Below are 19,026 nucleotides of genomic sequence, written 5' to 3'. Positions count from 1 at the left end.
CGCAAAGAGCCAGCCTATCGTGGCATAAAGTTGGCTGCCAGCACAGTTTCCAACAGAGCTGTTTTCCGTTATGGCAGGGCCAGATTGGTTAAGGCAGGCGGTTGCGACGATGGTAAAACTGGAAAATCCGGTTCTGGTGGGCACAATTGGTGCAGCACAGGGCCTGCGGGGTGAGGTGCGGGTTAAAACCTATACCGGCGATCCCCTGGCCTTCGGCGCCTATGGTCATTTGCATACCAGAGATGGCCGTATCTTTGAGGTTCTGGATATCCGGGAAGCAAAAACCGTTGCCATCGTGCGCTTTCGCGGCGTGAACGACCGGAACGCGGCTGAAGCACTGAACGGAACGGAACTGTTCATCGAGCGCGACAGCCTGCCCGACGATGAACTGGACGATGACGAGTTTTTCTATGCTGATCTGGAAGGGCTGGAAGCCGTGGATGTAAACGGCCTGAGTTTCGGCACTGTCAGCGGCGTCTATGATTTTGGCGCGGGCGATCTTCTGGAACTGCGCGGGCCCGCCAAGCGCCCTGTGCTGATTCCCTTTACGGAATGGTCGGTGCTGGAAATTGATCTTAACGGCGGTAAGCTGGTCATCGATCCGCTGGCGGCGGGCCTTGTCGACAGTGACGAAGACAAGCCCGGCAATCCGTTTCTGCCAGACGGCAAATAACCTATGACGTTTCGTGCAACCATCCTAACGCTGTATCCGGAGATGTTTCCAGGGCATCTGGGCCATTCGTTGGCAGGCCGCGCGCTGGAGCGGGGGCAGTGGGCACTGGATGCGGTGCAGATCCGCGATTTTACCACCGACCGTCACCGCACCGTGGACGACACACCGGCTGGTGGTGGGGCCGGAATGGTTCTGAAACCGGATGTGCTGGCCCGCGCAATCGACAGTGTTAGCGGTGATGGAACGGTCCCCCGGCTGTTGATGAGCCCGAGAGGCAAGCCGCTGACGCAGACACGGGTGCGCGAACTGGCCGCAGGGCCGGGCGCAATCATCGTCTGCGGGCGGTTTGAGGGCGTTGACCAGAGGATAATCGATTCGCGTGACCTCGAAGAGGTGTCGATTGGTGACTACATTCTGTCGGGTGGTGAGCCTGCGGCGCTGACGCTGCTGGATGCGGTCGTGCGTATCCTGCCCGGCGTCATGGGCAATGCGCTGTCTGGCGTGCATGAAAGCTTTGAGGGCGGGCTGCTGGAGCATCCGCACTACACCCGCCCACAGGAGTTTGAAGGTGTGGAGATACCTGCTGTGCTCTCGTCCGGGCATCACGGCGAGATTCAGCGCTGGCGCGAGGAGGAAGCCCGCAAATTGACGGCCCTTCGGCGTCCTGATCTTTTGACAAAAGACTGAAACCGGTATATGAGCGCCCCCAACCGGCCATGTCCGGTTAAAAACCAAATTAAAGAATGGCGAATTCCGCTCCCGCCCCACAAGGCGTAAGGCACCGAGGTTGAACCAAAGGCCGAACCGTTGAGCGCTCTGGCTGTTTCAGAAGAACGTAAAGAAGGTTTAGACCGATGAACATTATTCAGCAGCTGGAAGCCGAACAGGCCGAAAAGATTGCCGCAAAGCGCACCCTTCCTGACTTTTCCGCCGGTGACACCGTTCGTGTCAACGTGCGCGTGACAGAAGGCACCCGTACCCGCGTACAGGCTTACGAAGGCGTTTGCATTGCCCGTTCCGGCGGCGGCATCAACGAGAGCTTCACGGTTCGCAAGATTTCCTACGGCGAAGGCGTTGAGCGCGTATTCCCCGTTTACTCGCCGCTGGTTGAAGGCGTTGAAGTCGTTCGCCGCGGTAAGGTCCGTCGCGCCAAGCTGTACTACCTGCGCGATCGTCGCGGCAAGTCGGCGCGTATCATTGAAAACACCAACACACGCGCCCGCAAGCTGAACGACGCCGAGCGTCAGGCAGTTGTGCAGGAACGCGCCCGTCTGGAAGCCGAAAAGGTAGCCGCAGCCCAGGCACTGGCCGCCGAAAAGGCAGCAGCCGAAGCCGCAGCAGCGCAGGAAGCCGCAGCAGCAGAAGCAGCGACCGCTTCCGAATAAGCAGACGCTGCATCAAAGATTTGGAAAAAGCCGCCGGCATTGTTCGGCGGCTTTTTTTGTGATTACTCACCAGCCTGTTGTTGAGGTGGTGGAAGCAGGGGACGCTATGGTCGAGAAGACGCCTTCAACGTGGACATCCTCGAAATTTGCGCCGCTGGGTGCCGTCGGGGTTGCAATGCTGTCGATCACCATTGGCGCGTCCATCGCCAAACAGCTGTTCCCCGTCATTGGACCTGCCGGTACAACGACGCTGCGGCTGGCGCTGGCTGCGCTGATTCTGGTGTTCGTTTTTCGGCTCTGGAAATTCAATTTCAGGACGAGTGCCTTGATATCGGCCATCCCCTACGGAATGTCGTTGGGGCTGATGAATCTGCTGTTTTACATGGCCATCCAGCGGATTCCGCTGGGCGTTGCGCTGGCAATCGAATTCACCGGCCCGCTCACCGTTGCGCTTGCGTATTCGCGCCGTCGCTCAGACCTCTTCTGGGTTGCGCTGACACTTCTCGGCCTGTCGTTCCTTTTACCCCTGCATCAGGATTACAGTACCATTGACCTGCGGGGTGTTGGCTATGCGTTTGCGGCCGGAATCTGTTGGGGCATCTACATCGTTTCCGGGAAGCGGGCAGGCTCGGTACTGGGGGCGCAAGCGCCCGCTTTGGGCATGATTCTTGCGGCAGTGGTGGTATTGCCGTTTGGTTTGGTGGAGGCGGGCACGGTGCTCCTGAGGTTTGATGTGCTGACGCTGGCATTGCTGGTCGCGGTGCTGTCGAGCGCTATTCCGTACTCGCTGGAAATGTTCGCCTTGCAACGCCTTCCGGCCAAAAGCTTCGGGGTGCTTACAAGCGGCGAACCTGCCATGGGTGCCATCGTGGGAATGGTGGTGCTGGGGGAAGTTTTGTCCCTTACGGAAATGGCTGGCATAGCAGCCATTGTTATTGCTTCCGTCGGCGTCATACAGTCAGCGCGATGAGGTCAACAATACTGCTGGGCAAAGGCAACCAAGATGCATGCTGATTTCTCTTTTGAGCCTGCTTACGCACCCCGTCGTTTCACGACCCATGCGCATTGGGCGTTAGCATCGTCGCGTTTTAAGGTTCATCTCATCAGCGCGGATTGCAGCGTGCCGCCTCTGGCGGGCAGAGATGACATTGTTGCCGCCGCACAACTTTATTGTACGTCGCTGACATCGGCTATGGAGGCAGAGGGGCAGCATTTTGGGCTGGGATTTGCTGTGCTGCACGAGGGTGAAGCAAAAGCCAATTACTGGCTGTTGTTCAACTGGTGGATTGCAGGTGGCATCCAGTGTCAGTTGCTATCGCGCGCCATGGGAGAGGAACCAACCCGCTTTGCGCAGGTGACAAGGCCGTATTCGGCGTGTGTGTGGGAAAGCGTAAGCATTGCCCACGAGCGAGATGCGTGGGTGCGGACTGTCCTGAACGGGCAGATGAATGCTGAAGCGTATCTCAACGACAGACTGGCGGACGGACTCTATTAAAATCCTGAATGTGGCCCGAACGTTTCTGGGATTAAAGCCGCTTGCGTTGCAGCAGGATTTTGTGACAATGGGCATCCTCAATTCTTCGGAGCCTCACCGATGCTGTCTCGTCGTTTTTTCGTGTCCGTCCTTGCCGCCCTTATGCTGACACCGGCCGTATCCTATGCGCAGTCTCTGCCTGATCTCGGTGGGCGCACCGTGGTGGTGGTGACGGAAAACGCCTACCCGCCGCTCCAGTTCGTGGACCCCAAGAGTGGCAAAGCCATCGGCTGGGAATACGATGCAATGAACGAAATCGCCAAGCGCCTCAATTTCAAGGTGGAATACCAGACATCCAGCTGGGACGCGATGATCGAGGCCGTCGCGGGCGGTCAGTACAATATTGGCATGACAGGCATTACCATCAAGGAAGAGCGCAAGCAGAAGGTGGATTTCTCCGATCCCTATATGCGCTCTGAACTGTTCATGCTGGTGCGCAGTGACGAGACGCGCTTTACCGATGCAAAGAGCTTCGCCGCGTTGCCCGATGCACTTGCGGCGGCACAGCCGGGTACGACGCCGTTCTACACCACCGTGTATGAGGTGCTGGACGGCAATGAGCAGAACCCGCGCATCAAGCTGTTTGAAACCTTTGGCGCAACGGTGCAGGCATTAAAGACCGGTGATGTCGATATGGTGCTGACGGATGGCACGGCAGGCAAGGGCTACGTGGATGCTTCCAATGGATCGCTGAAACTGGTTGGCAATGCGCTCGGTACGGAAGATTTCGGCTTCATCTTTGCCAAGGGGTCCGATCTGGTCGCGCCCGTTAACGCTGCAATCAAGGCGCTGAAAGAGGACGGTACACTGGACCGCCTCAACAAGACGTGGTTCGTGGATTACAAGCTCGGCGGTTGATTGCAGTCCATGCGCGACGCAAAAGTCAGGGACCGGCGTAATGGCCCCCAGGATTTTCCATGGTGGCTGGTGGCGCTGGGGGGCATTGGCCTCGCGCTTGCCGTGCTGATCGGCACAAACAGCCAGTATTCCGAAATCTTTCAGATCATTTTGAAAGGGCTGGGCGTCACAATCGGGGTAACGCTGGCAGCCTTTTCGCTTGCCACGCTTTTGGGGCTCGGCGTGGCGCTGATGGGCTTTTCGCGCTTTCTGGTTCTGCGCCAGCTTGCCCGTTTTTATATCGAGGCTCTGCGCGGCATACCCATGCTGGTGCTGTTGTTTTACATCGCCTTTGTCGGTGCGCCAGCGCTGGTTATGCTGGTGAATATCGCTCTCACGCCGCTGATCAAAGCCGGGTATGCCGAGCCGTTGATGGTGCGCGATATCTCGCTCTTGTGGCGCGCCGTTATGGCGCTTGCCATCGGCTACTCGGCGTTTTTGGCAGAAGTGTTTCGCGCAGGTATTGAATCGGTGGACCGAGGGCAGATCGAGGCGGCCGAGGCCTTGGGGCTGACCCGGGCACAGCGCTTCCGGCTGGTGGTTTCACCGCAGGCCGCGCGTGTGATCCTGCCGCCTTTCGGCAATGATTTCGTGGCGATGGTCAAGGATTCCTCGCTCGTGTCCGTGCTGGGCGTGGCCGATATCACGCAGATGGGCAAGGTTTACGCCTCCGGCTCCTTCCTGTTTTTCGAGACCTATTCCATCGTCGCCTATGTCTATCTGGTGCTGACCATCACCGTGTCGCTGGCGCTGCGCCGGTTTGAGCGGCATATGAGCCGCGTTCCCGTTGCGAAACGCTGAAAATCTTGGTATAGAGCAGGCATGGAATCCAAGTTCAGTTGCAACGAGCAGAGAATTTTCGTGCTGCAAGACCATAAGCGTCTTCCGGCCCGCTTCTTTGCATGCGTGCAGGGCGCGCTTAGCAGCCGACTACCGTAGGCACGGTTTGGGCCTTCGCCCGCTTTTTCTGGTTGCTGTAATTTACCGACATAATGGATTGAAGCCATGAGCGCACCGCGCACCCTTTACGATAAGATCTGGGACGATCACGTTGTCAGCACGCAGGATGACGGAACCTGTCTGCTCTATATCGACCGCCATCTCGTCCATGAAGTGACGAGCCCGCAGGCGTTCGAGGGATTGCGTATGGCGGGCCGGAAGGTGCGCGCACCGCACAAGACGCTTGCCGTGGTGGACCACAATGTGCCGACCTCGCCAGACCGGGCTCTGGGCATCAAGAACGAGGAAAGCCGCATTCAGGTGGAAGCGCTGGCGCGCAATGCTGCGGATTTCGGCGTGGAATATTACTCGCAGACCGATAAGCGCCAAGGCATCGTGCATATTGTCGGGCCGGAGCAGGGCTTTACCCTGCCGGGCATGACGATTGTGTGCGGCGACAGCCATACCTCCACCCATGGAGCCTTCGGCGCACTGGCGCACGGCATTGGTACCTCCGAGGTGGAGCATGTGCTGGCAACGCAGACGCTGATTCAGAAAAAAGCCAAGAACATGCTGGTGCGTGTCGATGGCAAGCTGCCAGCGGGCGTTACCGCCAAGGATATCATTCTGGCGATCATTGGCGAAATCGGTACGGCGGGCGGCACGGGACACGTCATTGAATTTGCGGGCGAAGCCATTCGCTCGCTGTCAATGGAAGGCCGCATGACGGTCTGCAACATGACCATTGAGGGCGGGGCCCGCGCGGGCCTGATTGCGCCGGACGAAACGACCTTCAACTACATCAAGGGCAAGCCCCGCGCGCCGACCGGTGACAATCTGGACAAGGCTATTGCCTACTGGAAAACGCTGCATACGGACGAGGGTGCCTATTACGACCGCGTGGTGGTGCTGAACGCCGAGGAACTGCCACCCATCGTTTCCTGGGGGTCGTCACCGGAGGATGTGGTATCGGTGCAGGGGGTTGTGCCAAACCCGGACGAGATTGAGGACGAAAACAAGCGCCTCTCCAAGTGGCGGGCGCTGGACTATATGGGCCTGAAGCCCGGCACGAAAATGACCGATATCGCCATTGACCGTGTGTTCATCGGTTCCTGCACCAATGGCCGTATCGAGGATTTGCGCGCGGTTGCCAAAGTGGTGGAGGGGCGCACCGTAGCGCCGACCGTATCGGCCATGATCGTGCCCGGTTCCGGCCTTGTGAAATTGCAGGCGGAGGCTGAAGGACTGGATCTCATCTTCAAGGCAGCAGGCTTTGACTGGCGTGAGCCCGGCTGCTCCATGTGCCTGGCGATGAATGATGACCGTCTGGCCCCCGGCGAGCGCTGCGCCTCGACCTCGAACCGCAATTTCGAAGGACGTCAGGGCCTGAAAAGCCGCACCCATCTGGTGTCGCCCGCTATGGCGGCGGCGGCGGCGGTGGCAGGGCATTTCGTGGATATCCGCGAATGGGACTATGCCCCGAAGATGGATGCCTAAAGAGCTGGGCTTTCTATCGCCTGCGCTATTTGCCCGTCATCCCTGTGCTCGGTCCACAGGGATCCATCTAGCCCAAGTCATTGGGCTAAAAAAGCTATTCGCCGCGCAGACGCGCGTCGGCTGGATTCCTGTGACCAGCACAGGAATGAGGGATGAGGGTCAGGGGACGCCTTACCCAACAACCCGCACAATCGTGCCCGTTTCCATCAAGGGCAGCAGGCGGCGCATGGTCTGGGGGCTGACGGCGATGCAGCCCTCCGTCGGCTCGTAATGCCCACGAATCAGGTGGAAGAAAATCGCCGAGCCGCCATTGCGCTTTCGGCTGGTGATGTTCCAGTTCATAACAAGACAGACATTGTAGAGACCATCGTCGCGCATCATTTTTTCGTGGCTGGCAGCGAAAGGTGCACGGACAAGCCGGTTGTAACTGGCATGGCCGGGAGCATCGCACCACAGCATATCGCTTCGCGTCGATATCAGAGGCAACCGCGTTGCGGGCGGGGTGGAGCGCGTAAAGCCGCTGATGAGCCGCATCATGCTGAGCGGCGTTGCGCCATCCCCCTCGCGCTTACGGCTGCTGATGCCACTGCGGCCAAGCGCTGCGGGAAAAACCAGTGGGCCGATGGAAACAAGGCCCCGTCTGCGATCGCCCGGAGCGGCTCGTACGGTTATGATTTTTGGCTTTCTCACCTGTTTTTCGCGTTTCTGTCGCATTGCGTGTTCCGATTTCCATCTTGTCGCTTTATGGGCTAAAACGCAGTTTGATGACAATGCGCATTTCAGGAGCCAAAGTATGATACGCACCATTCTGCTGGTCGATGACGATGATGATCTGCGCGAAACCTTGATCGAGCAACTCTCGCTCTACAATGAGTTTACCATTCTGCAGGAAGCAACGGCCACCAAGGGCATGCAGACGGCGTTGGCCGAGCAAATCAACCTCATGATCATGGATGTCGGCCTGCCGGATATGGATGGGCGCGAAGCGGTCAAGCTGCTGCGCAGACAAGGCTTTAAGCCGCCGATCATTCTGTTGACGGGCCATGATACCGATTCGGATACGATTCTGGGTCTGGAAGCCGGTGCCAATGACTACGTTACCAAGCCTTTTCGGTTTGCGGTGCTTTTGGCGCGCATCCGCGCACAGCTTCGCCAGCACGAAAGCAGCGAAGACGCGACGTTCATCGTCGGTCCCTATACCTTCAAGCCCAGCCAGAAATTGCTGACATTGGAAAACGGCGACAAAATCCGCCTGACAGAGAAGGAAGCGGCCATTATCCGCTATCTCTACCGGGCCGAGCAAAAGGTGGTGACGCGCGATGTGCTGCTGGAAGAGGTCTGGGGCTACAACTCCGGAGTGACCACCCATACGCTGGAAACGCATGTCTATCGCCTGCGGCAAAAGATCGAGCGCGACCCGTCCAATGCCGAAATTCTGGTAACGGAAAACGGCGGCTACAAACTCGTACCGTGAGAGAAACCCTGTGTCGCTGAATGATGATATCGCGCTTCTGTCCACCGTACCTTTGTTCAATGAAATCAGTGATGACAAGCTACGGCTGATTGCCTTTGGTGCCGAGCGCCGGAGCCTGTCTGCGGGACAGGAGCTGTTTCGCGAAGGAACCATGGCCGATTGCGCCTATGTGGTGGCGGGCGGTGAACTGACACTGACGGCCAAGGGCCGCGACGGCAAGCCGCGCCTTGTGGATACAGTCGGGCGCGGCACGCTGCTATCTGAACTGGCGCTGATCTCAGCCGTGGAGCGAAAATTTACCGCCAAAGCGGAAACCGGCAGCGAGGTCATGCGCATCAATCGGCAGCTCTTTCACCGCATGCTGGAAGAATATCCCGAAATCGGCGCGCTGATGGAAACGCGGCTGACGCAGAATTTCCAGAGCATGGTGGCGCGGCTGGAAGCGTTGCAGGGCAAGTTTGCCTAAGCCTTAGGCGAGCGGTTTGCCAGCGCCACTCCGGCACTGATCGTCAAAATGCCAAGGATTGCGGGCAGCGCCAGCGTTTCGCTGAGCAGCGGCACGGCCATGATCGCCGCCAGCACCGGTGCCAGTGCGCCGATTGTGGTACAGCGTTGAGCGCCGAGGCACTGCGTTGCCAGCGCATAGACCACTGTGGATACGATGCCGACACCCACTCCCTGCACGGCTGCAAAATACAGAATGTCCTGCACATTGGCGTTGGCAAGGTTGCTGGAAAGCATTCCCGTTATCATCAGAACACCGATAACGGGTACGGATGGGAGAGTAACCAGCATGGCGCAGCCCACGGGATCGACCCCCACGCGCCGCAGGCCAATGGAGTAGATGGCCCAGCAGAGGCTTGCGGTCAGCAGCAGCATGATTCCGCTGATCTGGGACAGATCCACCGAACCTTGGGCTGCAACCAGCGCAATGACTCCGGCAATGATAACCAGCAGCCCGAAGCCCCGCGCGCGGCTGATGCCCTGACGCAGGAAGGCGCGCGATAACAGTGCCACGAACAGCGGTGCCGTGCCCGCAATCAACGCGCTGACATAGGCTGCCGAAGACAGGCGTGCGCCTGCCGATGCCAGCAGAAAGAACGGCAGGCCTGCCCCGGCTGTGACCATCAATCCATCCTGCAGGCGCAACGTGCGAAGTGCAGCCCATCGCGATGGCAACAGGGGCAGCAACAGCAACGCGGGAACGAGAAAGCGAATAAGCGCAACATCGGCAGAGGTCAGACCGGACTGGTGAATGGCGCGCATGGATACGGCAAACCCCGCCCAAATCGTCACCACTAGCGCAATGGCTAAATATCCGAGCAGCCGCTTGGATGAGACCGCTGTGATGGGGAGGGCTGTGTTTGAGCTGATGATAGACATGTCTGGTTTGCACCTGTTGTCGAATATACGACAAGATTAGCGCAATATGACTGGCAGTTTCGTGCGAAGTCCGCTAGCGATCAAATGATTATTAGCAGAAAATGCCAAGGATTTCCCATGGATGATAAAGACCGTCAAATTCTGTCTGCGCTCCAGAAAGACGGGCGTTTGTCAAATCAGGACCTGTCGGAAAAGGTCAACCTGTCGCCATCGCCCTGTCTTCGCCGATTGAGGATGCTGGAAGAGAGCAATATCATTCGCGGCTATACCGCCATTGTCGATGAGGAAGCCTACGGCCTGCCTGTGACTGCTTTTGTACGGGTACGGCTGGAGCGACACGGACGGGAGCAGGTGGCTGCGTTCGAAGATGCAATCAAGGGCGTGGATGCCATTCTGGATTGCTACGTGATGACCGGTAGTGCCGATTACCTGCTGAGAGTGCTGGTCGCAAGCCTGCGCGATTATGAGCATTTCGTACGCGAGCAACTCCACCCAATTCCGGGGATTGCGTCAATCGACACCAGCTTTGCTTATGGAATGGTGAAGCGCTCTACCGTTTACCCGGCACTGCCGCGCGAAACCCTTTAGAGATCGAAATACGCAATCACCGGAACGTGGTCGGAGGGGCGTTCCCAGCTTCTGGCTTCGCGCAGGATCTCCACGCGGCTCAAATGGGTGGCAAGGTCGGCGGAGGACCAGATGTGGTCCAGGCGGCGGCCCCGGTCGGCAACGGTCCAGTCCTTGGCGCGGTAGCTCCACCAGGTAAAGAGTTTTTCAGGCGCTGGCATATGCTGGCGCATCAGGTCCACCCAGGCGCCATTGGTCATGACGGAGGTCAGACCTTCGGTCTCGATGGGCGTGTGGCTGACTATTTTCAGCAGTTGTTTGTGCGACCAGACATCGTGCTCCAGCGGCGCAATGTTGAGATCGCCCACCAGAATGGCGGAAATTCCGGCTTCCGCTTCGGCATGCAGCAGCTTCATTTCCTCAACGAAATCAAGCTTATGGCCGAATTTTGCGTTAATAGTGCGGTCCGGCTCGTCGCCACCGGCGGGAACGTAAAAATTGTGCAGCCGCACTGTCTTGCCCCCACGCTCGAATAGGATCGACAGATGGCGCGCGTCGCCAACGCCGCAATAATCGCGCCTGTCCGGCAGATCAATGGGAATGCGGGAAATGGTGGCCACGCCATGGTAGCCCTTCTGCCCGTGCATGGCGATGTGTTCGTAGCCAAGCGCCTTCAGAGGCTTGGATGGAAACTGGTCGTTCTGACACTTGGTTTCCTGCAGGCAGAGGATGTCCGGCTGCCACGTTTTCAAGAAGTGCTCAACCAGCGGCATTCTGAGACGCACGGAGTTAATGTTCCAGGTGGCAACCGAGAAGGTCATGAAAATCCCTTGGCGTAAAACGGTCAATCATGCTGCCATAACAGAGAACAAAGCCGCGGACAGGGTTGCCGGCGGCTTCTCCACAAGCTGTCATACATAATCAGCGGTTTTTGTTGCCGCGCACTTCGTCATAAGGAATGGCGAAGATGCCATCGTTCAGCGCCACGCCTGCGCGCACATTGAAAATCATCACGGATGTATCCTTGCCCTGCGCATCGCGAATGGTCCACTGGCGCAAATCATAAGTCTTCGGATCGAACATCATGGTGATGGTGGAGTCGCCGAAAATGGTCTTGTCGCCAAGAACAATAGTCGTGAGGTCAGGCTCTTCCTTTACATCGCGCACCATTTTGGCGGAGAGATCGATGGTGTCGCCCAGAAGCAGGTTGAGTGGCGTCTTGCTCAGCGGGTACAGATCCCAGGTTTTCAACTGTCTGTTGCCGATGACGACGGAGCGCCCATCGGAAATGACACGCATGGGGGACGGGGCATCGTAATTGAAGCGGATCTTGCCGGGGCGGGAGATGAAGAACTTGCCACCCGTCTGCTGGCCGGACGGGCTGAACTGCATGAATTCGCCCGACATGGTTTTCACACTGGCGAAATGATTGGCGATGCGCTGGGCAGCACTTCCGGCCTGTGCCATAGCAGGCGCTGGCAACATGCCGGCCAAGCCCACCACGACACACGCGGCAAGCCCACCCACCAACAGGGACCGGCGGGTCAGCGCGCCGGGAGCAAAGGTGGGAACTGCGGGCTTGTCAAGTTTCGTCATGAATGTCTCCAGAAGCATGTCCGATCAAAAGCAACGACGCTTTCAATCTGCCGAATGCGCATATCAGGTTCAGGCCCCAGATGTGGATACCAAGTGCGGCATCGTCAAGGCGTTTGAGCACACTGTATGGTCAAAGGCCGGTTATCTCGTCTTCGGTTGGCACCAGAATTTCGCGTTTTCCGGCGTGGTTGGCAGGGCTGATGATACCCTCCTGCTCCATGCGTTCGATTAACGAGGCCGCGCGGTTATAGCCAATGCCCAGACGGCGCTGGATGTAGGAGGTGGATGCCTTGCCATCACGCAGCACCACGGCAACAGCCTGATCGTAAGGGTCGTCCGAGTCGGCCAGATTGCCGCTGCCGACCGGTCCGCCGCCATCGGCCTCATCCTCATCTTCCTCGGTAATGGCATCGAGGTATTGCGGGGAGCCTTGTGTCTTGAGGTAGGCCACGACCTCTTCCACCTCGGAATCGGAGACGAAAGGACCGTGCACGCGCTGAATGCGGCCGCCACCGGCCATATAGAGCATGTCGCCCATGCCCAGCAGTTGTTCGGCACCCTGCTCGCCCAGAATGGTGCGGCTGTCGATCTTGGAGGTCACCTGAAACGAAATGCGGGTGGGGAAGTTGGCCTTGATGGTGCCGGTGATCACATCCACGGACGGGCGCTGCGTCGCCATGATGACATGGATGCCAGCGGCACGCGCCATCTGTGCCAAGCGCTGTACCGCACCTTCAATATCCTTGCCCGCCACCATCATCAGGTCGGCCATTTCATCGATCACGACAACAATATAGGGCAGCGCTTTGAGGTCGAACTCTTCCGTTTCATACACGGCCTCGCCGGTCTGGCGGTCAAAGCCCGTCTGCACCGTACGTGAAATCGCTTCGCCCTTGGCCAGTGCCTGCTCCACGCGGCTGTTGAAGCCATCAATGTTGCGCACGCCAATCTTGGACATTTTTTTGTAGCGCTCTTCCATCTCCCGCACGGTCCATTTCAGCGCTACCACGGCCTTTTTCGGATCGGTCACAACAGGCGAAAGCAGATGCGGAATACCGTCATAGACGGAAAGTTCCAGCATTTTCGGGTCGATCATGATCAGGCGGCACTGGTCCGGCGTCATGCGGTACAGGATCGACAGGATCATGGTGTTGATGGCAACGGATTTACCCGAGCCTGTGGTGCCTGCTACCAGAAGGTGCGGCATCTTGGCGATGTCTGTGATCACCGGTTCGCCACCAATGGTCTTGCCGAGCGCCATGGCAAGACGCGCCTTGCTGGATTCGAAATCACGCGAGCCGATGAGTTCACGCAGGTACACGGTCTCACGGCGCTGGTTGGGCAGCTCAATGCCGATGGCGTTGCGGCCCGGCACGACCGCCACGCGGGCGGCAATGGCGCTCATGGAGCGCGCAATATCATCGGCCAGACCGATCACACGCGAAGATTTGATGCCAGGAGCCGGTTCCAGCTCATAGAGGGTGACGACCGGCCCGGGACGGACGTGAATGATTTCACCCTTCACACCAAAATCTTCCAGAACGCCTTCGAGAAGACGGGCGTTCTGCTCCAGCGCATCGGCGGACAGCGTTGCATCGCGTTGCACATTTTTCGGCTCTGCCAGAAACTGCAGCGGTGGCAGGGTAAACGTGCCGTTGGACTGGGGAGGCCGTGGGGTGGCGACTTTGGCGGCAGCCTTGCGCGGTGCCAGATAGGGTGCCTCATCATCCACAATCACGCCGCGCGGCGGTGCGATATCGAACGGGGCGTCGTCATTCTCATCGTCATTGGTATCGTCATCGAACCCCATCGGCGGGGCCGCGACGACGCGGCGTTCCGAGCGATCCAGCGACGGCTCGACGCGCTGACCGGGTTGAACACTGGTCTTGCCCTTGGCGCGGACCGGCTCGTTCAGGGTGCCGAATTCGTCATTGTTGAAATCATAGGGCTCATCGTAATCGCGCTGGGCAGCCTTTCGCCCCGTCAAGCCGAAAATACGGCGGATACGGGCCTGGCCGGTAAACCACACATGGGTCAGCGCGCCGAAGGCCAGCGTCAATGGTCCCTCGCGCTCGTCCTGGCCGTCTTGGATGCTGATGGCTTTGGATGGCGTCTGTGACACGTCCTGCTCGTCCGGTTCCGGCGCATCGCTGACGCCGATGAGACCGGCGCTGTAGACCAGCAACCAGAGTGCGGGCACGGCAAACACCACCGCCAGAATGGTGGCGAACGTGCCGGTGGGGTAGGTGCCGATAAACAGAGCCGGAAAGCGCAGGATCATATCGCCGAATACGCCGCCGAGCCCGCTTGGCAGCGGCCATGTGACGGGCGGGGCGATACAGCTGAGCGTTGCTGACGCCAGAACCGAACCGCCAAACCACGCCGCCAAACGCCGCGGAATGCGATCAAACCGCTTGGCGCGGATCAGCACACGCGCCCAGGCAAGGGCAGGCAGCAGCGCCATGACGCTGGCAAGGCCAAAGAACTGCATGAATAGATCGGCAAACGCCGCACCGCCCGTGCCCAGAATGTTCGTCGGTTCCGCACCGGTGGCAAAGGAGAAGCTGGGATCGGCAACATTCCAGGTGGAGAGCGCAGCCACAGCCAGCCCCAAAAGCGCCAATAGCGCAAACCCGGCGAGCGCGGCAACCTGCCGCCATACGAAGGTGGTCAGCACGAACCGTTCGGATTGGCTGTCAAACACTGCTGGATTGCTTCTGCTCATCTTGCCTGCTTGCCCGTTCTGGTATCACGTCCGGGCAGTGCCCGAACGGAGTGTGCCTGCCGCGCACACGCGGTTACCCCTTGAAGAGCGGCCAGAGTAGAACCCGACAGTTAATGTGACATTAACCATGGGTGGTTGTGCTGCGAAAACCCAACTCTACCAACAAAAAAGCCCGGATCTGAGACAGATCCGGGCAAGTTGGCACGCTCTTTGAGTTGTTTTTAGCTGTGGTAGGCCGCTTCACCATGCGAGGAGAGGTCAAGGCCTTCCCGCTCGGCTTCAACAGGCACACGCAGGCCGACGATGGCATCTACAATCTTGTAGAGGATGAAGGACACCACGCCGCACCAGACAATGGTGATGAGAACGGCAGTGGCCTGTGTGACCAGCTGACCGGCAATCGAGAAGTCCGCACCGCCTGTGCCGCCCAGCGATGGGGCTGTGAAGATGCCGGTGCCGAGAGCACCGATGATGCCACCAACGCCGTGAATGCCGAACACGTCTGCCGTGTCGTCATAGCCGAACTTGTTTTTGACTGTTGCGACGAAGAAGTAGCAGATCGGCGAAACGATGAGACCGAGAACGATAGCGCCCATCGGCCCAACCGAACCGGCAGCAGGGGTGATGGCAACGAGGCCAGCAACCATGCCGGAAACGCCGCCGAGCATGGAAGCCTTGCCGCGTGCAAAGTTTTCAACCAGCGACCACGAAACGATAGCAGCAGCAGTGGCAACGAAGGTGTTGATGGTGCCGAGCAGCGCGCCGCCACCAACTTCGAGGTTGGAACCGGCGTTAAAGCCGAACCAGCCCACCCACAGCATGGCAGCGCCGACCATGGTCAGTGTCATGGAATGGGGTGCCATCATGTCCTTGCCGAAGCCTGTACGCTGGCCGATGACGATGGCACCGACGAGGCCTGCAATGCCGGCGTTGATATGCACAACCGTGCCGCCAGCAAAATCAAGCGCGCCCATCTTGAAAATGTAGCCGTTTGCATCCCAGACCATGTGTGCAACGGGGAAGTAAACGAATGTTGCCCAGAGAATCGTGAACAGGATAACGGCGGAAAAGCGAATACGCTCGGCAAAAGCACCGATGATCAGCGCCGGTGTAATGCAGGCAAATGTCATCTGGAAGCAGATGAAGATGTATTCGGGAATGACAACGCCCTCGCTGAAGGTGGCAGACGTGCTGTCAACGGTAACGCCACTAAGGAAAAGCTTGCCGAAGCCCCCGAAGAACGCGCTGGTGGACCCGCCGAATGCGAAGGAATAGCCGTAGGTTACCCATACCAGCATCATCACAGCCGCAATCATGGTGGTCTGCATCAGTACGGACAGCATGTTCTTGGCGCGCACAAGGCCACCATAGAACAGGGCCAGACCCGGAACGACCATGAAGAGAACGAGGATGGTGGCGATATACATAAAGGCCGTATCGGCCTTTTCGGGCAAAGGCGCGGCTGCGGCAACTTCTGCCGCCGGTGCGACGGCCTCCTGCGCAAACGCGACCAGCGGTGCAAGTGTCGCGACCGTCGCTGCGCCCACACCGGCCAGAAGAGTTGAAATCTTGAATGAAGACATGGACTTGGTGCTCCCCTGAACAGTCACTTACAGCGCTTCGCTATTGGTTTCGCCGGTGCGGATACGCACGGCATGATCGATCGAATAAACGAAAATCTTGCCGTCGCCGATCTGGCCGGTCTTGGCGGCGGATGCGATGGCTTCAACGGCCCTGTCGGCAATTTCGGACGCGACCGCGATCTCGATCTTGAGTTTTGGCAGAAAGCTGACGGCGTATTCCGTGCCACGGTAGATTTCCGTGTGCCCCTTCTGGCGGCCGTAACCTTTGACTTCCGTGACCGTCAGGCCCTGAATGCCGACAGCGGTCAGCGCTTCGCGCACCTCATCGAGTTTGAACGGCTTGATAATGGCCATCACAATTTTCATCTGGCTTCCCCATTCGTTTCCGGCTGCCCCAGGCGCAAAAAAGACGCGGGGCCTGCTATTACCATTCAAGGGCCGTGCCAGATTCGAAGGCATGTTATAAGTAATTGAAATATATGAAAGAAATAGAAAAGCAGCGCAGAGATTAGGCTGCGCTGCCGAAATGAACGATTGCGGTTGATTAAAAAGTAATCATTATTGAAAAATTGGCGCTGATTTAGGCGTTTGCCTTTTTCCGAATCAAACCTTCCTGCGCAACTGACGCAATCAACTGCCCTTGCCGGTTGAACAGGCTGCCGCGGTTCATGCCCCGGCTACCTGAGGCGCTTGGGCTATCCTGCGTGTACAGCAGCCAGTCATCGAAGGAAAAAGGCCGATGAAACCACATGGCATGGTCGATACTGGCGACTTGCAGGCTAGGATCGAAAATTGACGTGCCGTGGGCGTGGAGCGAGGTGTCCAGCAGTGTCATGTCGGACAGGTAAGCCAGCACAACGGCCTGCATATGGCGATCATTCGGGACAGGGCCGGTGGCACGCACCCACACATCCTGTACGGGCTCCAGCGCATCGCGGGCAAAGTAGCGTTTCAGCAGAACGGGGCGAATCTCAATCGGGCGTGGTTGCTGCCAGTAGCGTCTTATGCCTGCCGGCGCATGTTTCAAAACCGAGTCGCGAATCTCCTGCTCGCCCGGCAGTGTATCGGGCATCGGTACATCGGGCATTTCGATCTGATGCTCGAAGCCGTCTTCGTCGAACTGGAATGAGGCCGAGAGGGCAAAGATGGCCTGACCATGCTGACTGGCCACCACGCGCCGTGTGGCAAAGCTGCGGCCATCGCGCATCCGTTCTGCTTCATAGTCGATGGGAACGGAGGGGTCGCCGGGGCGCATGAAGTAGGCGTGAAGCGAATGCACATGGCGGTCGGCCTCAACGGTCCGGCATGCCGCCATCAGCGCCTGCGCGATGACTTGCCCGCCGAACACACGCTGCCAGCCCACTTGCGGACTGACGCCCTGAAAGCGATCCTCACCGGTTTGTGTCAGGTCCAGCGTGGCCAGCAGGCCTTCCATGGCGCTAGGTGTTTCAGTTGGTGCTTCGGGCGGGCGCGACATTTGGGCCATTCTCCAGAGGTATGAAATCAGGTCAGCATGCTCTATATACAACGGCATAGGCTGGGATCACAGGAGAATGCAATGATCGATGTACTGATTGCTGGCGGCGGCTATGTCGGCCTGTCGCTCGCCGTATCGATCCGCAAGGCAGCGCCGCATCTGGCGGTCACCGTCATCGACGGTGCGCCGGAAGGCGTTTGGCAACGCGACGAGCGGGCATCCGCCATCGCCGCTGCCGCCTCCAACATGCTGGATGTGCTGGGCGTGTGGGACGAGATTGCCCCGCAGGCCGAGCCCATCCGCCGCATGGTGATTACCGACTCGAAAACCGCCGATCCGGTGCGGCCTGTCTTTCTGACATTCGATGGTGTGACCGATGACGGCACGCCCTTTGCCCATATGGTGCCCAATGTTGCCATGGTCGGCGCGCTGCGCAAGGCGTGCGACACCCTCGGCATCGAGATTCGCCAGTCAACCATGGCGCAATCCTTCAAGACGGGCGACCATAGTGTTGTTGTCACGCTGCAAAACGGCGAGACACTCGAAGCTCGCCTGCTGGTGGCCTGCGATGGCGTCAAATCACGGCTGCGCGATGCAGCTGGTATCAAGACCGTGAGCTGGAATTACGGTCAGTCCGGCATCGTCACCACGGTTGAGCATGAGCGCCCGCATGATGGCACGGCGGAGGAGCATTTCCTGCCCGCTGGTCCGTTTGCTGTGTTGCCGCTGGCCAACAACCGTTCGTCACTGGTGTGGACCGAGCGTACGGAAGATGCCAACCGATTGATCGAGAGCGATGATCTGATTTTTGAGGATGAGCTGGAGCGCCGGTTCGGCCACAAGCTGGGCGCGCTGAAGGTGGTCGGCAAGAAGCAGGCGTTCCCGTTGGGGCTGACGCTTGCCCGCCAGTTCGTGGCCCCGCGTTTTGCGCTGGCTGGCGACGCTGCCCATGGCATTCACCCGATTTCCGGACAGGGTCTGAACCTTGGGTTCAAGGACGTCGCAGCTTTGGCCGAAACGGTGGTGGAGGCCGACCGGCTGGGACTGGATATCGGCTCACTGACGATTCTGGAGCGTTACCAGACCTGGCGGCGGTTCGATACGTTCCGCATGGGGGTAACGACCGACGTGCTGAACCGGCTGTTTTCCAACGATTCAACACCGATTCGTGTTGCCCGCGATATCGGGCTTGGTCTGGTGGAACGAATGCCATCGCTGAAATCGTTCTTCATCGGACAGGCTTCGGGAACGACAGGACAGCGCAATCCGCGTTTGCTCGCGGGGCAGCCAATCTAA

20 protein-coding genes are annotated in these 19,026 nt (G+C 58.7%); 12 read left to right on the top strand and 8 right to left on the bottom strand.

Annotated features, from left to right (window positions below):
* The first annotated feature begins 109 nt into the window (after positions 1–109).
* From rimM to leuC, 8 genes are all read left to right on the top strand, one after another.
* Entirely contained in the window at positions 110–673 is a 564-nt protein-coding gene (rimM, locus tag IFT84_RS04465) for a ribosome maturation factor RimM (RefSeq protein ID WP_192117393.1), read from the top strand.
* Positions 674–676: 3 nt separating this feature from the next.
* A complete protein-coding gene (gene trmD, locus IFT84_RS04460) occupies positions 677–1,360 on the top strand; it encodes a tRNA (guanosine(37)-N1)-methyltransferase TrmD (protein WP_192117392.1) in 684 nt (227 codons plus the stop codon).
* Between the two features lie 167 nt (positions 1,361–1,527).
* The gene (gene rplS, locus IFT84_RS04455; RefSeq protein ID WP_192117391.1) at positions 1,528–2,058 is read left to right on the top strand and encodes a 50S ribosomal protein L19; all 531 of its coding nucleotides are present in this window, start codon (positions 1,528–1,530) and stop codon (positions 2,056–2,058) included.
* A 58-nt stretch (positions 2,059–2,116) separates the two neighbouring features.
* On the top strand, positions 2,117–3,028 hold the full coding sequence (locus IFT84_RS04450) for an EamA family transporter (protein ID WP_342212826.1): 912 nt from the start codon (positions 2,117–2,119) through the stop codon (positions 3,026–3,028).
* Between the two features lie 33 nt (positions 3,029–3,061).
* A complete protein-coding gene (locus IFT84_RS04445) occupies positions 3,062–3,553 on the top strand; it encodes a hypothetical protein (RefSeq protein ID WP_192117389.1) in 492 nt (163 codons plus the stop codon).
* Between the two features lie 99 nt (positions 3,554–3,652).
* Complete coding sequence (locus IFT84_RS04440; protein ID WP_192117388.1) at positions 3,653–4,450, top strand: transporter substrate-binding domain-containing protein; 798 nt, start codon at positions 3,653–3,655, stop codon at positions 4,448–4,450.
* 9 nt (positions 4,451–4,459) lie between these two features.
* On the top strand, positions 4,460–5,290 hold the full coding sequence (locus IFT84_RS04435) for an amino acid ABC transporter permease (protein WP_192117387.1): 831 nt from the start codon (positions 4,460–4,462) through the stop codon (positions 5,288–5,290).
* A 204-nt stretch (positions 5,291–5,494) separates the two neighbouring features.
* Positions 5,495–6,925, top strand: coding sequence for a 3-isopropylmalate dehydratase large subunit (leuC, locus tag IFT84_RS04430; protein ID WP_192117386.1), 1,431 nt, complete (start codon positions 5,495–5,497; stop codon positions 6,923–6,925).
* A gap of 171 nt (positions 6,926–7,096) precedes the next feature.
* Here leuC and IFT84_RS04425 read toward each other — a convergent pair whose 3' ends face one another.
* Positions 7,097–7,639, bottom strand: a complete 543-nt coding sequence (locus tag IFT84_RS04425) for a L,D-transpeptidase family protein (protein ID WP_192117385.1) — start codon at positions 7,637–7,639, stop codon at positions 7,097–7,099.
* Between the two features lie 79 nt (positions 7,640–7,718).
* Between IFT84_RS04425 and IFT84_RS04420 the strand changes: the two genes are divergently transcribed.
* Together IFT84_RS04420 and IFT84_RS04415 are read left to right on the top strand one after the other, a co-directional pair.
* Positions 7,719–8,399 carry a response regulator transcription factor gene (locus tag IFT84_RS04420; protein WP_192117384.1) on the top strand — a complete coding sequence of 227 codons (681 nt, stop codon included), beginning with the start codon at positions 7,719–7,721 and terminating at the stop codon, positions 8,397–8,399.
* 10 nt (positions 8,400–8,409) lie between these two features.
* Entirely contained in the window at positions 8,410–8,865 is a 456-nt protein-coding gene (locus IFT84_RS04415; RefSeq protein ID WP_192117383.1) for a cyclic nucleotide-binding domain-containing protein, read from the top strand.
* On the opposite strand, the gene IFT84_RS04410 is transcribed toward IFT84_RS04415, so the two are convergent.
* Positions 8,862–9,782, bottom strand: coding sequence for a DMT family transporter (locus tag IFT84_RS04410; RefSeq protein WP_197975427.1), 921 nt, complete (start codon positions 9,780–9,782; stop codon positions 8,862–8,864). The two genes, IFT84_RS04415 and IFT84_RS04410, sit on opposite strands and share 4 nt — an antisense overlap.
* A 117-nt stretch (positions 9,783–9,899) precedes the next feature.
* Between IFT84_RS04410 and IFT84_RS04405 the strand changes: the two genes are divergently transcribed.
* Positions 9,900–10,370: an Lrp/AsnC family transcriptional regulator gene (locus IFT84_RS04405; protein WP_192117382.1), complete on the top strand. Its 471-nt coding sequence runs from the start codon at positions 9,900–9,902 to the stop codon at positions 10,368–10,370.
* Here IFT84_RS04405 and IFT84_RS04400 read toward each other — a convergent pair.
* The 6 genes from IFT84_RS04400 to tesB form a co-directional block, all read right to left on the bottom strand.
* Positions 10,367–11,170 carry an exodeoxyribonuclease III gene (locus IFT84_RS04400; RefSeq protein WP_192117381.1) on the bottom strand — a complete coding sequence of 268 codons (804 nt, stop codon included), beginning with the start codon at positions 11,168–11,170 and terminating at the stop codon, positions 10,367–10,369. The genes IFT84_RS04405 and IFT84_RS04400 overlap by 4 nt on opposite strands.
* A 100-nt stretch (positions 11,171–11,270) precedes the next feature.
* Positions 11,271–11,945, bottom strand: a complete 675-nt coding sequence (locus tag IFT84_RS04395) for an outer membrane lipoprotein carrier protein LolA (RefSeq protein ID WP_192117380.1) — start codon at positions 11,943–11,945, stop codon at positions 11,271–11,273.
* A gap of 130 nt (positions 11,946–12,075) precedes the next feature.
* Complete coding sequence (locus tag IFT84_RS04390) at positions 12,076–14,670, bottom strand: FtsK/SpoIIIE family DNA translocase (RefSeq protein ID WP_192117379.1); 2,595 nt, start codon at positions 14,668–14,670, stop codon at positions 12,076–12,078.
* A 221-nt stretch (positions 14,671–14,891) separates the two neighbouring features.
* Positions 14,892–16,253 carry an ammonium transporter gene (locus IFT84_RS04385; RefSeq protein ID WP_192117378.1) on the bottom strand — a complete coding sequence of 454 codons (1,362 nt, stop codon included), beginning with the start codon at positions 16,251–16,253 and terminating at the stop codon, positions 14,892–14,894.
* A gap of 27 nt (positions 16,254–16,280) precedes the next feature.
* Positions 16,281–16,619, bottom strand: coding sequence for a P-II family nitrogen regulator (locus IFT84_RS04380; RefSeq protein WP_192117377.1), 339 nt, complete (start codon positions 16,617–16,619; stop codon positions 16,281–16,283).
* Between the two features lie 214 nt (positions 16,620–16,833).
* The gene (tesB, locus tag IFT84_RS04375; RefSeq protein ID WP_192117376.1) at positions 16,834–17,730 is read right to left on the bottom strand and encodes an acyl-CoA thioesterase II; all 897 of its coding nucleotides are present in this window, start codon (positions 17,728–17,730) and stop codon (positions 16,834–16,836) included.
* A gap of 81 nt (positions 17,731–17,811) precedes the next feature.
* Between tesB and IFT84_RS04370 the strand changes: the two genes are divergently transcribed.
* Complete coding sequence (locus IFT84_RS04370; RefSeq protein WP_192117375.1) at positions 17,812–19,026, top strand: ubiquinone biosynthesis hydroxylase; 1,215 nt, start codon at positions 17,812–17,814, stop codon at positions 19,024–19,026.

Source organism: Rhizobium sp. CFBP 8762 (assembly GCF_014841565.1).
Lineage (GTDB): Bacteria > Pseudomonadota > Alphaproteobacteria > Rhizobiales > Rhizobiaceae > CFBP-8762.
Note: the sequence above shows the minus strand (reverse complement) of the source record. Positions and strands in the feature narration are given on the sequence as shown.

Excerpts from the sequence above, each read along its gene's own strand:
- leuC (WP_192117386.1), top strand. The coding sequence starts at position 5,495 with ATGAGCGCACCGCGCACCCTTTACGATAAGATCTGGGACGATCACGTT.
- IFT84_RS04405 (WP_192117382.1), top strand. The coding sequence starts at position 9,900 with ATGGATGATAAAGACCGTCAAATTCTGTCTGCGCTCCAGAAAGACGGG.
- IFT84_RS04380 (WP_192117377.1), bottom strand. The coding sequence starts at position 16,619 with ATGAAAATTGTGATGGCCATTATCAAGCCGTTCAAACTCGATGAGGTG.
- IFT84_RS04395 (WP_192117380.1), bottom strand. The coding sequence starts at position 11,945 with ATGACGAAACTTGACAAGCCCGCAGTTCCCACCTTTGCTCCCGGCGCG.
- IFT84_RS04390 (WP_192117379.1), bottom strand. The coding sequence starts at position 14,670 with ATGAGCAGAAGCAATCCAGCAGTGTTTGACAGCCAATCCGAACGGTTC.
- IFT84_RS04420 (WP_192117384.1), top strand. The coding sequence starts at position 7,719 with ATGATACGCACCATTCTGCTGGTCGATGACGATGATGATCTGCGCGAA.
- rplS (WP_192117391.1), top strand. The coding sequence starts at position 1,528 with ATGAACATTATTCAGCAGCTGGAAGCCGAACAGGCCGAAAAGATTGCC.
- IFT84_RS04425 (WP_192117385.1), bottom strand. The coding sequence starts at position 7,639 with ATGCGACAGAAACGCGAAAAACAGGTGAGAAAGCCAAAAATCATAACC.
- IFT84_RS04445 (WP_192117389.1), top strand. The coding sequence starts at position 3,062 with ATGCATGCTGATTTCTCTTTTGAGCCTGCTTACGCACCCCGTCGTTTC.
- trmD (WP_192117392.1), top strand. The coding sequence starts at position 677 with ATGACGTTTCGTGCAACCATCCTAACGCTGTATCCGGAGATGTTTCCA.
- rimM (WP_192117393.1), top strand. The coding sequence starts at position 110 with ATGGTAAAACTGGAAAATCCGGTTCTGGTGGGCACAATTGGTGCAGCA.
- IFT84_RS04400 (WP_192117381.1), bottom strand. The coding sequence starts at position 11,170 with ATGACCTTCTCGGTTGCCACCTGGAACATTAACTCCGTGCGTCTCAGA.
- IFT84_RS04385 (WP_192117378.1), bottom strand. The coding sequence starts at position 16,253 with ATGTCTTCATTCAAGATTTCAACTCTTCTGGCCGGTGTGGGCGCAGCG.
- IFT84_RS04370 (WP_192117375.1), top strand. The coding sequence starts at position 17,812 with ATGATCGATGTACTGATTGCTGGCGGCGGCTATGTCGGCCTGTCGCTC.
- IFT84_RS04435 (WP_192117387.1), top strand. The coding sequence starts at position 4,460 with ATGCGCGACGCAAAAGTCAGGGACCGGCGTAATGGCCCCCAGGATTTT.
- tesB (WP_192117376.1), bottom strand. The coding sequence starts at position 17,730 with ATGTCGCGCCCGCCCGAAGCACCAACTGAAACACCTAGCGCCATGGAA.
- IFT84_RS04440 (WP_192117388.1), top strand. The coding sequence starts at position 3,653 with ATGCTGTCTCGTCGTTTTTTCGTGTCCGTCCTTGCCGCCCTTATGCTG.
- IFT84_RS04410 (WP_197975427.1), bottom strand. The coding sequence starts at position 9,782 with ATGTCTATCATCAGCTCAAACACAGCCCTCCCCATCACAGCGGTCTCA.